11 protein-coding genes are annotated in these 14722 nt (G+C 71.4%); 6 read left to right on the forward strand and 5 right to left on the reverse strand.

Annotated elements, in window-relative coordinates; genetic code table 11:
- Nucleotides 1–18: 18 nt before the first annotated feature.
- The 5 genes from HYE82_RS06655 to HYE82_RS06675 all read left to right on the forward strand — a co-directional run bounded on the left by HYE82_RS06655 (nt 19) and on the right by HYE82_RS06675 (nt 7380).
- Nucleotides 19–1140: a sugar ABC transporter substrate-binding protein gene (locus HYE82_RS06655; protein WP_179172994.1), complete on the forward strand. Its 1122-nt coding sequence runs from the start codon at nt 19–21 to the stop codon at nt 1138–1140.
- Between the two features lie 296 nt (nt 1141–1436).
- The gene (locus HYE82_RS06660) at nt 1437–2225 is read left to right on the forward strand and encodes an ATP-binding cassette domain-containing protein (RefSeq protein WP_179172995.1); all 789 of its coding nucleotides are present in this window, start codon (nt 1437–1439) and stop codon (nt 2223–2225) included.
- A 29-nt stretch (nt 2226–2254) separates the two neighbouring features.
- Entirely contained in the window at nt 2255–3514 is a 1260-nt protein-coding gene (locus tag HYE82_RS06665) for a sugar ABC transporter permease (protein ID WP_179173008.1), read from the forward strand.
- 253 nt (nt 3515–3767) lie between these two features.
- Nucleotides 3768–5684, forward strand: a complete 1917-nt coding sequence (dxs, locus tag HYE82_RS06670; RefSeq protein ID WP_179172996.1) for a 1-deoxy-D-xylulose-5-phosphate synthase — start codon at nt 3768–3770, stop codon at nt 5682–5684.
- 196 nt (nt 5685–5880) lie between these two features.
- Nucleotides 5881–7380, forward strand: coding sequence for an amino acid permease (locus HYE82_RS06675; protein WP_179172997.1), 1500 nt, complete (start codon nt 5881–5883; stop codon nt 7378–7380).
- A gap of 123 nt (nt 7381–7503) precedes the next feature.
- Here the strand turns inward: HYE82_RS06675 and HYE82_RS06680 are convergent, their stop codons facing one another.
- A complete protein-coding gene (locus HYE82_RS06680; RefSeq protein ID WP_179172998.1) occupies nt 7504–8574 on the reverse strand; it encodes an LCP family protein in 1071 nt (356 codons plus the stop codon).
- A gap of 126 nt (nt 8575–8700) precedes the next feature.
- On the opposite strand from HYE82_RS06680, the gene HYE82_RS06685 reads away from it, so the two are divergent.
- The gene (locus HYE82_RS06685; protein WP_179172999.1) at nt 8701–9849 is read left to right on the forward strand and encodes a hypothetical protein; all 1149 of its coding nucleotides are present in this window, start codon (nt 8701–8703) and stop codon (nt 9847–9849) included.
- A gap of 43 nt (nt 9850–9892) precedes the next feature.
- Here HYE82_RS06685 and HYE82_RS06690 read toward each other — a convergent pair whose 3' ends face one another.
- The 4 genes from HYE82_RS06690 to HYE82_RS06705 are packed head-to-tail and all read right to left on the reverse strand — an operon-like array spanning nt 9893 to nt 14653.
- A complete protein-coding gene (locus HYE82_RS06690; protein ID WP_179173000.1) occupies nt 9893–11491 on the reverse strand; it encodes a glycosyltransferase family 2 protein in 1599 nt (532 codons plus the stop codon).
- 13 nt (nt 11492–11504) lie between these two features.
- Entirely contained in the window at nt 11505–12326 is an 822-nt protein-coding gene (locus tag HYE82_RS39215; protein WP_179173001.1) for an Ig-like domain-containing protein, read from the reverse strand.
- Between the two features lie 12 nt (nt 12327–12338).
- On the reverse strand, nt 12339–13145 hold the full coding sequence (locus tag HYE82_RS06700) for a rhamnogalacturonan acetylesterase (protein WP_179173002.1): 807 nt from the start codon (nt 13143–13145) through the stop codon (nt 12339–12341).
- A gap of 2 nt (nt 13146–13147) precedes the next feature.
- Nucleotides 13148–14653 carry a bifunctional cytidylyltransferase/SDR family oxidoreductase gene (locus HYE82_RS06705; RefSeq protein WP_179173003.1) on the reverse strand — a complete coding sequence of 502 codons (1506 nt, stop codon included), beginning with the start codon at nt 14651–14653 and terminating at the stop codon, nt 13148–13150.
- Nucleotides 14654–14722 lie beyond the last annotated feature (69 nt).

The raw sequence follows: 14722 nt of genomic DNA on the forward strand, positions 1-14722 counted from the left end.
GTCAGGGAGGTTCAGGAAATGAACACGCGTATGCGTAGAGCCGCCGTAGTCGTCGCTGCGGGCGCCATGGCCGTGTCCCTCGCGGCCTGTGGCAGCGCCAAGGAGGCCGGCGAGAAGCCGAAGCAGTCCGGCACCTCCGCCGCCGCCGCGGGCGGCGCGATCAAGGTCGGTCTGCTCCTGCCCGAGAACCAGACCGCGCGCTACGAGAAGTTCGACAAGCCGCTCATCGAGAAGAAGGTCGCCGAGCTCACCGGCGGCAAGGGCGAGGTGGTCTACGCCAACGCCAAGCAGGACGCGACCACGCAGAACTCCCAGGTCGACACGATGATCACCAACAAGGTGAACGTCCTGATCGTCGACGCGGTCGACTCCAAGGCCATCGCCGGCGCGGTCAAGAAGGCCAAGGAGGCCGGCATCCCGGTCGTCTCCTACGACCGCCTCGCCGAGGGCCCGATCGACGCCTACACCTCCTTCGACAACGAAGAGGTCGGCAAGGTCCAGGGCAAGGCGCTGCTGGAGGCCCTGGGCGACAAGGCCAAGAACGGCGACATCGTGATGATGAACGGGTCGGTCACCGACCCGAACGCCGCCCTCTTCAAGAAGGGTGCCCACTCCGTCCTCGACGGCAAGGTGAACGTCGGCAAGGAGTACGACACCAAGGAGTGGAAGCCGGAGAACGCCAACACCAACATGGCGGGCGCGATCTCGGCGCTCGGCAAGGACAAGATCATCGGCGTCTACTCCGCCAACGACGGCATGGCCGGCGGCATCATCACGGCCCTGAAGGCGGCCGGCATGGACCCGCTGCCCCCGGTCACGGGCCAGGACGCGGAGCTCGCGGGCGTGCAGCGCATCGTCGCGGGTGAGCAGTTCATGAGCGTCTACAAGCCGTACGCCCCCGAGGCCGAGGCCGCCGCGAAGATGGCCGTCGCCCTCGCCAAGGGCGAGAAGCTGGACGGCCTGACCACCTCCACGGTCGACAGCCCCACCACGAAGGGCGTCCCCTCCCTCCTGGTCCCGGTCGTCTCGCTCACCAAGAACAACATCAAGGACACTGTCATCAAGGACGGTGTCTACACGGCCGACGAGATCTGCACCGAGAAGTACGCGGCCGCCTGCGCTGCCCTCGGCCTGAAGTAGGCCGCAGCGGCCTCCGCGATCCACGAGATCCACGAAGGCCGTCCGCAGTCCGCACCGGCCCACCCGGGCCGGCCGCGGCCCCGCACGGACCTCCCGGCCGTGCGAGGCCCCAGCGTCCCGCCGGCCGGGGGCCCGCTCCGCGGCCTCCGGTCCACCGGGACCCCCGCGCCTGCCCGGCGCCCCGCCCACTCACCCCCGCCAACGGCGGGACGCCGGGCAGAAACGATTTCCCACCCCACCCCACCCCGCTCCTGCACTTACTGCACGACATCCCCGCCGGTCAGGCGGCGAAGGAGATGGTTCATGTGACCGCTGCGCCCGTGCTGGCGTTGCGAGGGGTCTCGAAGCGGTTCGGCGCCGTCCAGGCGCTCACCGACGTAGACCTCGAGATCCACTCCGGCGAGGTGGTCGCCCTCGTCGGCGACAACGGCGCCGGCAAGTCCACGCTCGTCAAGACGATCGCCGGCGTGCACCCCATCGATGACGGCGTCATCGAGTGGGAGGGCAAGCCGGTCACGATCACCAAGCCCCACGACGCCCAGAACCTGGGCATCGCGACGGTCTACCAGGACCTCGCGCTGTGCGACAACATCGACGTCGTCGGCAACCTCTTCCTGGGCCGCGAGCTCAAGCGCCGCGGTGTCCTCGACGAGGTGGAGATGGAGCGCCGCGCCCGCGAACTCCTGACCACCCTGTCCATCCGGATCCCCAGCGTCCGGATCCCCATCGCCTCGCTCTCCGGCGGTCAGCGCCAGACGGTGGCGATCGCCCGTTCGATGCTCGGCGAGCCCCAGCTCGTCATCCTCGACGAGCCGACCGCCGCCCTCGGCGTCGAGCAGACCGCGCAGGTCCTCGACCTGGTGGAGCGGCTGCGCGAGCGCGGCCACGCGGTCATCCTCATCAGCCACAACATGGCCGATGTGAAGGCCGTCGCCGACCGCGTGGCAGTCCTGCGGCTGGGCCGCAACAACGGTGTCTTCAAGGTCGCCGACACCTCGCAGGAAGAGATCATCTCCGCCATCACGGGCGCCACGGACAACGCCGTGACCCGCCGGGCGGCCCGCACCGGGGAGGCTCGCAAGTGAGCACCGAACACCACACCCATGCGGAAGAGGTGGCCCAGCTGGCCAACCCGGCCGCCCCGGCGGACGCCATCCCGGCGGTGGACCCCCGCCTGCTCGTCCGCGAGCAGGGCCTGGCCGGCTACCTCAGCGAGTTCCGCCGCAAGATGAAGGCGGGCGACCTGGGGTCCCTCCCGGTCGTCATCGGCCTGATCGTGATCTGGGGCATCTTCCAAGGGCTGAACTCGAACTTCCTCTCCCCGGAGAACCTCACCAACATCGCGATCACGATGGTCGCCACGGGCATGATGGCCGTCGGCATCATCTTCGTGCTGCTGCTCGGCGAGATCGACCTCTCGGTCGGCTCGGTCAGCGGTGTCTCCGGTGCCCTGTTCGCCGTCCTGGCGGTCACCAACGGGGTCAACGAGTGGCTCGCGATCCTCGCGGCGGTCGCCGGCGGCGCCCTGATCGGCGCGATCCACGGCTTCTTCTTCGCCAAGATCGGCGCGCCGGCCTTCGCCGTCACCCTGTCGGGCCTGCTGTTCTGGTCCGGTGCGATGCTCCAGATCCTCGGCAGCAACGGCACGATCAACATCGACCCCGACGGTGTCGTGGGCCAGCTGACCACGTACTACTTCACGGACGTGGCCGCCGCCTACGGTCTCGCCGCGGTCGCCACGGCCGGGTACTTCCTGGCCGCGTTCACCGACAACAAGCGCCGGGCGGAGGCGGGCGTCCCGTCGCGCCCCATGAGCGAGCTGGTGCTGCGCGCCGGCCTGCTCGCGGTGTTCACCTTCGGCCCCGCCGCGGTGTTCAACCAGTACAAGGGCCTTCCGCTCGCGGTGGTGCTCTTCGTGGTGGTCCTGGTCGGCACGGACTTCCTCCTGCGCCGCACCACCTTCGGCCGGAACGTCTTCGCCCTCGGCGGCAGCGTCGAGGCCTCCCGCCGCGCGGGCATCAACGTCACCGGCATCCGCATCGCGGTGTTCTCCATCGCGGGCACCTTCGCCGCCGTCGGCGGGCTCTTCTGGGCCTCCAAGATCGCGGCGGCGAACCAGAGCGCCGGCGGCGGCGACCTGCTGATGAACGTCATCGCCGCGGCCGTCATCGGCGGCACCAGCCTCTTCGGCGGCCGGGGCCGGACCTGGAACGCCCTCCTCGGTGTCATGGTCATCACCTCGATCCAGTACGGTCTGGCCCTCGAGGGAATCGCCACTCCCGTCCAGTACATGATCACCGGTGCGGTGCTGCTGGCCACCGTGGTGATCGACTCGGTCACCCGCAAGACCCAGAAGACCGCCGGACGCGTCTGACAGCACGCCCGGCGCGGTAAGACCGGTCACAGTGCCCGGTGCCACTCCTCGTGGCGCCGGGCACCTGTGCGTACATCAGTTCGTTGACCGCTGTGGGCAACTGTGTGCATATGCGCCCGAATGTGATGTATGACCTCGGGTGGACGTGCACAGGAATGACAAAGCTGTGACCTGCATGCGGCAGCCCGATGACCGGGGTCGCCGACGGAACATTAGACTCGACAGACCAGCAAGCAACTGCAAGGAGGCACGGGTGCTGCTGACCCGCATCAAGGGACCGCGCGATCTGGACCGGCTCAGCCAGGAGGAGCTGGTTCAGCTCTCCGCCGAGATCAGGTCCTTCCTCGTCGACGCCGTCTCCAAGACCGGCGGGCACCTCGGCCCCAACCTCGGTGTGGTCGAGCTGACGATCGCCCTGCACCGGGTCTTCGAGTCGCCGAAGGACCGGATCCTCTTCGACACGGGCCACCAGGCCTACGTCCACAAGCTGCTCACCGGCCGCCAGGACTTCGCCGGCCTGCGCACCAAGGGCGGTCTGTCCGGCTACCCGTCGCGCGCCGAGTCCGAGCACGACGTGATCGAGAACTCCCACGCCTCCACCGTGCTGGGCTGGGCCGACGGCCTCGCCAAGGCCAACGAGGTGCTCGGCCGGGCCGACCACCACGTGGCCGCCGTCATCGGCGACGGCGCCCTGACCGGCGGTATGGCCTGGGAGGCGCTGAACAACATCGCCGCCGCCAAGGACCGCCCGCTGGTCATCGTCGTCAACGACAACGAGCGCTCCTACGGCCCCACCATCGGCGGCCTCGCCAACCACCTGGCCACCCTGCGCACCACGGACGGCTACGAGCGCTTCCTGGCCCGCGGCAAGGAGATCCTGGAGCGCACGCCCGTCGTCGGCAAGCCGCTCTTCGAGACCCTGCACGGGGCCAAGAAGGGCCTGAAGGACTTCATCGCCCCGCAGGGCATGTTCGAGGACCTGGGCCTGAAGTACATCGGTCCCATCGACGGCCACGACATCGAGGCCCTGGAGTCCGCGCTGCAGCGCGCCAAGCGCTTCAGCGGCCCCGTCATCGTCCACTGCCTCACCCAGAAGGGCCGCGGCTACACCCCGGCCCTGGAGCACGAGGCGGACCGATTCCACGCGGTCGGCGTCATCCACCCCGACACCGGCCTGCCGGTGAAGACCGCCGCCGCCAGCTGGACCTCCGTCTTCGCCGACGAGATGGTGAAGATCGGCCACGAGCGCCCGGACGTCGTCGGCATCACCGCCGCCATGCTCCACCCGGTCGGCCTCAACAAGTTCGCCGAGGCCTTCCCCGAGCGCATCTACGACGTCGGCATCGCCGAGCAGCACGGCGCGACCTCCGCCGCGGGCCTCGCCACGGGCGGCGTCCACCCGGTCTTCGCCGTGTACGCCACCTTCCTCAACCGCGCCTTCGACCAGGTCCTGATGGACGTGGCCCTGCACAAGTGCGGCGTCACCTTCGTCCTGGACCGGGCCGGCGTCACCGGCGACGACGGCGCCTCCCACAACGGCATGTGGGACATGTCGATCCTCCAGGTCGTCCCCGGCCTGCGGCTCGCCGCGCCCCGCGACGCCGAGCAGCTGCGCGCCCAGCTGCGCGAGGCCGTCGAGGTCAAGGACGCCCCGACCGTGGTGCGCTTCTCCAAGGGCGTCGTCGGCCCGGCCGTCCCGGCCGTCGGCCGCATCGGCGGCATGGACGTGCTGCGCGAGCCGGCCCCCGAGGTCACCCGGCCGGACGTGCTGCTCGTCTCGGTCGGCGCGCTCGCCCCGATGTGCCTGGAGATCGCCGACCTCCTCGACAAGCAGGGCATCAGCACCACCGTCGTGGACCCCCGCTGGGTCAAGCCGGTGGACGAGGCCCTCGCCCCGCTGGCCGAGCGGCACCGCGTCGTCGTCACCGTCGAGGACAACGGCCGCGCCGGCGGTGTGGGTTCCGCGGTCTCGCAGGCGCTGCGCGACGCGGGCGTCGACGTGCCGCTGCGGGACTTCGGCATCCCGCAGCGCTTCCTCGACCACGCCCTGCGCAAGGAGATCCTGGCCGAGATCGGGCTGACCGCCCCGGCCATCGCACGGCAGGTCACCGGCCTCGTCGCCAAGCTGGACGGGCGCCTCGACAGCGAGCCGGCCGCCGCCGTCGACTAGCCGCCTCCGTCCGGCCGGTCGCCTCCGTCCGTTCGGTCGCCTCCGTCCGGCCGCCCGGGCGGGCCTGTCCGGAAACCGGCCCGCGCACGCTGCGTGGAGCGAGGCGCGGTTGCACGTCACGGGCCGGGAGATCACTCTTGGAGAGTGGGCCTCCCGGCCCGTTCGTGTGCGTCGACACCTGTTCGGAGGTGCGTCGGTGAGAACGGATATCAACAGCCCCTTCCGCACCAAGACGGTGGAGCAGTCCATTCGCGACACGGAGGAGCCGGAACACGCCCTCAAGAAGTCGCTCTCGGCCTGGGACCTGACCGTCTTCGGTGTCGGTGTCATCATCGGTACCGGCATCTTCGTCCTGACGGGCATCGCCGCCCGCAACAACGCCGGTCCGGCCACCTCCCTCGCCTTCGTGGCGGCGGGCGTCGTCTGCGCCCTCGCGGCCCTGTGCTACGCCGAGTTCGCGTCCACCGTTCCGGTGGCGGGCTCGGCGTACACGTTCTCGTACGCCTCGATCGGCGAGCTGCCCGCCTGGATCATCGGCTGGGACCTGGTGCTGGAGTTCGCGCTCGGCACCGCCGTCGTGGCCGTGGGCTGGTCCGGGTACGTCCGGCACCTGATGAACACCAACCTCGGCTGGGACATGCCCGTCGCACTCTCCGGACCCGATGCGGGCGGCACCTTCGACCTGCTGGCGTTCCTGCTGGTCCTGGTGCTGACCGCGATCCTCGTCATCGGGACGAAGCTGTCGGCCCGGATCACCGCGATCGTCGTCGCCATCAAGGTCACCGTCGTGATGCTGGTCATCATCGCGGGGCTGTTCTTCATCAAGTCCGACAACTACGCGCCGTTCATCCCTCCGGCCCAGCCGCAGCCCGAGGGCGTCAGCGGCTGGAAGGCGCCGCTGGTCCAGCTGCTGTTCGGCTACGAGCCCACCAACTTCGGCATCATGGGCATCTTCACGGCCGCCTCGCTCGTCTTCTTCGCCTTCATCGGCTTCGACGTCGTGGCCACCGCGGCCGAGGAGACCAGGAACCCGCAGCGCGACATGCCGCGCGGCATCCTGGGCTCGCTGCTCATCTGCACGATCCTCTACGTCGCCGTGACCCTGGTGGTCACGGGCATGCAGAAGTACACGGAGATGTCGCCGACCGCCCCGCTCGCCGAGGCCTTCAAGTCGGTGAACCAGCCCTTCTTCGCCGGCGCCATCAGCCTCGGGGCGTCCGTCGGCCTGATCACCGTGTGCATGATCCTGCTGCTGGGCCAGACCCGGGTGTTCTTCGCGATGAGCCGGGACGGGCTGCTGCCGCGCGTCTTCTCCGTCACCCACCCGAAGTACCGCACCCCCTACCGGGCGACCGTCCTGCTCGGTGTGGTCATCGCCGTCGTCGCGGGCTTCACCAGCCTGGAGAACCTCGCGGAACTGGTGAACATCGGCACCCTGTTCGCGTTCGTGGTGGTCGCCCTGGGCGTCATCATCCTCCGCAGGACCCGCCCCGACCTGCACCGGGCGTTCCGCACCCCGTGGGTGCCGTTCATCCCGATCCTGTCGATCGCGGCCTCGCTCTGGCTGATGCTCAACCTGCCGGCCGAGACCTGGGCCCGGTTCGGCATCTGGATGGTCATCGGCATCATCGTGTACTTCGCCTACAGCCGCCGCAACAGCCGCCTTGGCAGGCTCGGCGCGAACGCCAAGTACTGACCGGCCGCCGGCCCTCCACGTCCGGCACCGTCCCTGCAGTTCACGCCCGGCACCGCTCAGCGTCGGGCCCGTACGGGAGGCTCCCCGTACGGGCCCGACGCGTGCGGCGGTGGGCGGCCGGGCTCAGCCCTTGGCCGTGGCGGGGGACTTCTTCGCGTCCGCCGGGATCTTCTGGTCGGTGCGCAGCGCCTCCCACAGCCGGTCGGCCTGCGGCTGCGCGACGACGACCCGGTTGGGGTCGATCTTGTCGTAGGCCACCGGGAGCATGAGGGTCTCCATGGTGTCCGGGTCCACGCCCTTCATGCTCTGCGCGAAGTCGGCGAGCGCGGTGAGGGAGGCGAGTTCGGAGTCGGTGGTGAGCGACTTGGTGCCGGCGTCCGCGAGCTTGTAGAGCCGGGCCGGGTTGCCGAGGGCGTCCTGCTTCTTGATCTCCGACAGCATCGCCATCATGAACTGCTGCTGCAGGCCTATGCGCCCGAGGTCGCTGCCGTCGCCGTAGCCGTAGCGGGTACGGACGAACTTGAGGGAGTCGGTGCCGTTCAGCCGGTGCGTGCCGGCGTCCAGCTTCAGGCCGCCCTTCGCGCCGGTCATCGGCTTGTCCAGGGTGACGGTGACTCCGCCGAGCGCGTCGACCAGGCCCTTGAAGCCGGCGAAGTCGACCTCGACGAAGTGGTCCACGCGGATCCCGGACAACTGCTCGACGGTCTTGACCACGCAGGCCGGCCCGGCCAGCGTGTAGACGGAGTTGAACATGACCCGGTCGGCGGCCGGGACGGTCTTGCCGTCGCCGTCCTTGCAATCGGGCCGGGATATGAGGGTGTCGCGCGGGATGCTCACGGCGGTGGCGCGGGACCGCCCCTCGGGGAGGTGGACGAGCATCGCGGTGTCCGAGCGGGCGCCGCTGACGTTGCCGTGGTCGAGGTCGCCGTTGGCGCCGTCGCGCGAGTCCGAGCCGAGGACCAGGATGTTCTGCGCGCCGGGGACGACCTTCTTCGGGCGGTTGTCGCCGATGGCCTGGTCGAGGTCGACGCTGTCGATGTTGCCGTTGAGGTGGCTGTACGCCCACCAGCCCGCGCCGCCGGCTGCGAGGATGAGCACCGCCACCACCAGCAGCACGATCCGCAGGACGCGCCGTCCGCCGCGCCGCGGCTTGCGCCGGGTGGAGGGTGGGGTGGCCGAGGGGCGGTCGGTCATGGAGGGAGTGCCCTTCTATTATCGATGGGGTGCATCATAGGACACCCTTTCGAGTGGCTGGTTCTGTCGGGTGAACGGCCCCGCCCCTCGGACGTGAACATATCGGGCAGAAGGGTGGTATGCGGTGTGATCCGCGGCAAAGACGGTAGCCGAGCCGCCTCTTCGGCTCGCGGGGCGCAGGACGCCCGTACCGGCGGACCGGGGGAACGCCAGTCCACTCCGCCGGCCGGCACCTGGCTGTTCAAGGGCGGTGACGGCCGTCTGACGGCCTACGCCTGCACCCCGGGCGGCCTGCTCCGCTGGACCGAGGCGGCCGCCCCGCTCACCGGCTGGACCGGCCCCGACGCCTTCGAGGTCCCGGGCTGGCTGGGAGCCGCCTCCATGGCGCGGACCCGTGAGGGGTACGTGCACTTCGCGGGTCTGCGGGCCGCCGAGGACGGCTCGGGCCTGCCCGAGGTCATCGTCTCCACCCAGTTCCAGCCCGGCCGCCCCATGATCGACTGGTACGGCCTCGGCGCCCCGGCCCTGCGCGGCGGCCCCGAGGGCGACCGGCTGACCGGCCCGCCGCGGATCACCGTCAACCAGCGCTCCGGCTCCACCCACGTCCTCGTGTCCTTGCGCCACTCGGGCATCCTGCGGCGCAGCCGCAACGCCGAGGGCGCGTGGGGCGCCTGGAAGCAGGTGACCGCGCAGCCCTACCCGGGCGAGGTGGTGCCGCTCATGCCGACCGGCGGCGTGCTGGAGGTGCTCGCCGTCGGCCCGTCGGGGCCCGACCGCTGGAGCGGCGTCGGCCAGGGCCGCTTCGGCCTCGCCGACCGCATCCCCACGCCGGTCGTCCCCGGCACCCCGGTCGCGTACGAGACGGGCCCGCGCCGGGCCACCTACTTCTGGCGCTACCCGGGCGACGGCTCGCTGGTCGCCTGGCGGGCCGCCCGCCAGGGGGTCCAGGGCGGCCTCGTGGGCCTGGGCGGCGCGGGCGGCCGCGGCGCGCCCGGCGTCGCCCGGGCCGTCCTCGGCGGCTACGACTGCACGGTGCTCGCGCAGACCGGAGCCGACGGCGACATCGAGGTCACCGCCTACGTCACCGAGAACGAGGGCTACGGCATCTGGTGGGCCTCCATCGGCGGCCGCGGCGCGTACGCCCCGCAGGTGGACGTCGACGCGGCCGGCCGGGTCGTCGTCGCCGCGTTCGACGAGAGCGGCACACCCCTGTGCGCCCGCCAGGACACGAGCGTCCAGGGACTCGCGTTCGGCCCCTGGGAGTTCCTCGTCTGATCCGGGCGGCCGGCCGCCCGGCCGCCCGCGCGGTGGAGCGGGCTCAGGCGCGGCCCGGCAGCGGGACCCGCTGGGCGACCTCGATGGTCAGGCCGCCGTCCTCCGCGTAGTACGGGGTCGCCGTCAGCTCCATGCCCTGCGTGCCCGGCGCGTCCGAGATCCGCACCGGCATCCGGGCCGTGGTGTCCAGGTCGGCCGCCCGGCGGGTGCCGAGCCGCACCTCCTGGGTCACGCCCTCGAAGCTGACCGACAGGTACAGGTCCCAGGTGCCCGGCGGCAGCGGCCAGCCGCTGGAGGTCTGCGCCAGGTTGATCCGCGCCGAGAACCGGCCCATCGCCCGGGTCTTGCCCTTGGCGTTGGTGAGGGTGTCGTCCCGGCGGGCCGTCACCGCGTGGGTCTCCTGGGTGCCGCTGGTCCGCTCGCGCAGCACCACCCGGGTCGCGCGGTCCTTCGTCGACAGCTGCTCGAAGAAGGCGTACCCGTCCAGCAGCAGCATCGGCCCGTCCCAGCGGGCCTTCTGCAACTGCTGGGAGACCGTCATGTCACCGGTGATGTCGAACAGCTCGTCGGGCAGCCCGACCTGCGGGTCCCGGAAGAACGGCAGGGTGGTGAACACCCGCCCGTACTCCACCGTCTTGCGGACGACCGGCCGGGCCTTGTCCGCCTCGAAGGCGGCGATCTGCCCGGCCTCGGCGAACCGGCCCTGGGCCAGCAGCGCGAACCGCACGGCGACCATGCGCGGCAGCAGCGCCAGCGCCCCCGGGGAGGCCTGGGTGCGCAACACCTCGGACGCGGCCCACAGCGTCTGGTCCCGCTCCGCCGGGTCGGCGGCCGACAGCAGCGCCTGCGCGGTGGCACCGCCCAGCTCCACCTCCAGGTGCCGGGACTGGAGCCGGTCCCGGCGCGGCCCCTCAGGCAGCTGCGAGGCGACCAGGGCCAGCATCCGGGAGGCCAGGGCGACCCGGTCGGCCGGGGCCCCCTGGACGGGCGGGGGGCCCTTGACCACGCAGGTGGCGTCGCCGACGACGGAGACGTTGTCCGCGCCGATGAACGCGCCCGCGGTGAAGACCTGCTCGTCCCCCGTCGGCATGTCGGTGGGGAAGACCAGGCCGCGCCGGTGCAGCAGGCTGGTGCGGAACAGCTTGTCCGGGGTCAGCGACCAGTAGACGCGCGAGCTGAAGGCGTCGGTGTAGGCCTGGTTCTTGCGGAACATCGCCGTCGGGACCGTGTGCCGGCCCGAGCTCTCCAGCTTGCCGAGCACCACGTCGGCCTCGTTGGCATCGGCGGCGGCCACCATCCGCTGCAGTGCGTCGGGCGCCAGCCGGTCCGTGGCCTCCAGGAAGATGACGTACCGTCCGCGCACCTGGCTCAGGGCCCAGTTGCGGGCCGCCGCCGGGCTCAGCCCGTGCGAGACCTGCCCGATGCGGACGAACCCGGGGTACTGGTGCGCCGCCCGGGCCAGGACGGAGCCGCTCTCGTCCGTCGAACCGTCGTCGACGCCGATGATCTCCAGCCGGTCCGTGCCGATGGTCTGGGCGGCGACCGAGGCCAGGCAGGCTTCCAGTGCCTGGGCCTGGTTGCTGACCCGGACCGCGACGGACACGTCCTTGAGGTCGGCGGGGAGCGCGACGGCGGTGTTCATGCTGGTGGGTTCCTCAGGCAGTGGGACGGGGCGCGGACGCGGGGCGGTCGGGGCGGGGCCAGGGCATCTCCCCGGTCAGCTCGGGCCACTGCCAGGGCCGGAAGGCGACGCCCGAGGGCTGAGCGGGGAAGGCGCCCGGGGCGAAGTCCAGGGATCCCACGAACACGTTCACGTGGGACGTCAGCTGCTCCCCCGCAGGGGTGCCCACCGTGTAAGCGAACCGGTCGTAGCCGGTGAAGCCGGGCGCCGGGCTGTACGTCACCCAGCCGTCGTACGACAGCTGCGCCTCGCCGTGGCGCGGCGCGGTCACCGCCACGGCGGTGCTCCCCGCCGGGCACGCGGACAGCACGTTCACCGAACCGGACCCGCCCGGCTCGGCGGTGAGGCGCAGGCCCCGGGCGGTGGCCCGGCGGACCGGCAGCGCCTCGGCGTCCAGCCGGGCCGTGCGGACGAGCTTGCGGCCGGTCGCGTCGGGGACGGCCACCATCATCTGCGGCCGGATCCGCGGCGCCGAGGCGGTGTCGTGGACGCGCAGCTGCAGGATGCCGGTGCCGGTCTCGCCCGAGTCGGCCCGGACCCGGAACCAGCCCTGCCGCGGGAAGTACTCCAGGCCCTGCACGCCGACGATGTCCGCGGACTCGGCCAGCGGTGCCTGCAGCAGGTAGCCGCAGCCGCGCGAGGCGCCCTGGTCGGGGGCCACGGACAGGCCGAGCTGGACCGTTTCCCCGGGCGCGACGCCGCGCCGCGGGTCGGCCGAGCAGTACAGGGCGGCGTACACGGCGCCCCCGTCGGGGGTCTCGCCGAGGGCCCGGCCCCGGCACAGGAGGTTGTTCACGGACGGGGCTCCTCAGGCGCCGGGGAACGTGGAGACGCGGGACGTGGTGCGGTGCCGGAAGGTCTCCTCGTCCAGCCAGCCCATCTCGTCGTAGTCGAAGCGCGTGCGGTCCAGGTCCCGGCCCCAGTGGGCCGGGATGACGCCCTGCTCCAGCATGCTGCGGGCGATGAACCGGGCGCACTCGATCGCGCCCTCGGCCCGTGTGTGCACGTTGTCCCCGTCCAGGATGTGCTTCTGCAGGGGCTCTCCGCGGCGCAGGTACATGAAGGCGGCCTTGGACGCCTCCGCCCCGAGCTCCTCCCACCACAGCAGGCTCTGCTCGTACAGGTCGACGACCGGCACGTGCTCGTCCTCGGCCAGCTGCCGGGCCGCGACCGGGTAGTCGCCGAGGAAGCGGGCGACGTTGCCGTGCCGGTCGATGCGCCGCCGCTCGTAGGGCAGCAGGATCACCGGGTGGCCCTGCCGCTCCCGGGTGCCGTGCACGTACGCGGCCATCTGCTCCGTGAAGGTGGAGAACGGCTCGGTGTGCAGGCCCGGGTCCGGCTTGATGTCGTTCTGGCCGAAGCCGAACAGCAGGTAGTCGCCCGGCGCCATGTCCTCCAGGATCCACTGGAGCCGGCCGCGCTCGCGGAAGCTCTTGGAGCTGGCCCGCGCGCGGGCGCAGTTCACCACCTCCACCGCGTCGGTGAGGAACAGCGGCAGCGCCTGCGTCCAGCCCGCCATCGGCAGGAAGCTGTACGGGCGGCTGACCGCGTTGGAGCCGCCGGCCACGTAGATCCTGGGGCGGCGGCCCTGCTGCGGAACGGATGCGTACGACATGCCTAGACTCCCTGGTCCTCCGACGTCTGGATCAGGACGGAGGCGAGCGCCGCCTCGAAGCCGGAGCGCTGCGCCGGGGACGCCGTCGGATCCTGCTTGCGGACGTCGATCACATGGCCGGTCATCTCGGAGACCAGGACGTCCAGGGAGGTCAGGGCCACCGACTCGGAGGTCAGCAGCGATTCCCGGGGCTCCCGGCCGAAGGCCTTGGCGCGCATCGGGGTGGCGGTGCGCTCGGGGTTCACACAGTTGACGCGGATGCCGTCTTCGGCCCACTCGTCGGCGAGCGCCTGGGTCAGGTTCACCATGGCGGCCTTGGTCGAGGAGTACAGGCTGTACTCGGCGCGGCCGCGGGTGTAGCTGCTGGAGGTGAACAGCAGCAGCTGACCCTCGGTCTCGCTGAGGTACTTGTAGGAGGCGCGGGCGATGTTCACCGGGGCCAGGTAGTTGACCTCCAGCGCCTCCCGGATGGTCTCGTTGTCGGTTTCGGCGAGACGGCCGACGCGGAGCACGCCCGCGGTGTTGACGACGTAGTCGATCCGGCCGGTCTCGGCGTAGGCGGAGGCGAGGGCAGCCTCGACGTGGTCGAGGTTCTCGACGTGCGTGCCGGTGGTGGAGCGGCCGAGCGCGAAGACGCGGGCGCCGAAGCCCTCGGCGATCCGGCAGATGTCGGCGCCGATGCCGTACGAGCCGCCGAAGACCACCATCGTCTTGCCGGACAGCTGCGCGCGGTAGGCCTCCTCGCCGGCCTGGGCGGGCGCGGCGTGGGAGGCGAGCTGGAACAGCTTGTCGGCGATGAAGACGTCGACCGGCTGGGTGACCTTCATGTTGTAGTCGTCGCCGGCGACCACGTGGACGGGGACGTCCGGCAGGTACTTGACCACCACCGAGCAGTCGTCGGTGGCCTGGAAGAACGGGTCGGCGGCAGCCCGCTCGTACGCGGCGCGGATGGTGGAGAGCCGGAAGCCCTGCGGGGTCTGGCCGCGGCGCAGTCGGGAGCGGTCGGGGACCTCGGTGATGAACTCGCCGTCGTCGCCGTGGGTCCGCGTCACGATGACGGTGTCGGAGGACGGGATGGCGACGTCGACGGCCTGGTACCGCTCCAGGGACTCGACGCACTCGCGCACCACGCGCTGGGAGAGCAGCGGGCGCACCGCGTCGTGGAAGAGGAGGTTGCAGTCCTCGCCCTCGCCGAGCCGCGCCGTGGCGGCCCGGATGGCGGCCAGGGTGGTCTCGCTGCGGGTGGAGCCGCCCGGGAGGATCTCCGTCACCTTGCGCAGGCGGGCGTTCTCGACGATGCGGCGGGCGTCGTCCACGTACGCGGGCGTCATGAGGAGGATGACCTCGTCGACGTCCGGCGCGTTCTCGAAGATGTGGAGGGTGTGCTCCAGGATCGACTTTCCGGCGATCTTGAGCAGTTGCTTGGGTATCTCGAGCCCGATGCGCTGGCCGGTGCCCCCTGCGAGCACGACGGCGATGGTGCGGTGGGGGACGGGTCTGGAGGACACGGGCTCCTGCTTCCTGAGCTGGTGGTGCGGTGTGGCGGTGCGGACGCGGTGGGGGCGCGCGGGTGGGAC

This window comes from Streptomyces sp. BR123 (genome assembly GCF_013401435.1).
In the GTDB taxonomy this organism is placed as follows: domain Bacteria; phylum Actinomycetota; class Actinomycetes; order Streptomycetales; family Streptomycetaceae; genus Streptomyces.

What these genes read in the sequence shown, in the direction of transcription:
- HYE82_RS06690 (WP_179173000.1), bottom strand. Translation starts at nt 11,491, where the DNA reads ATGAACACCGCCGTCGCGCTCCCCGCCGACCTCAAGGACGTGTCCGTC.
- HYE82_RS06655 (WP_179172994.1), top strand. Translation starts at nt 19, where the DNA reads ATGAACACGCGTATGCGTAGAGCCGCCGTAGTCGTCGCTGCGGGCGCC.
- HYE82_RS06680 (WP_179172998.1), bottom strand. Translation starts at nt 8,574, where the DNA reads ATGACCGACCGCCCCTCGGCCACCCCACCCTCCACCCGGCGCAAGCCG.
- HYE82_RS06700 (WP_179173002.1), bottom strand. Translation starts at nt 13,145, where the DNA reads ATGTCGTACGCATCCGTTCCGCAGCAGGGCCGCCGCCCCAGGATCTAC.
- HYE82_RS06660 (WP_179172995.1), top strand. Translation starts at nt 1,437, where the DNA reads ATGGTTCATGTGACCGCTGCGCCCGTGCTGGCGTTGCGAGGGGTCTCG.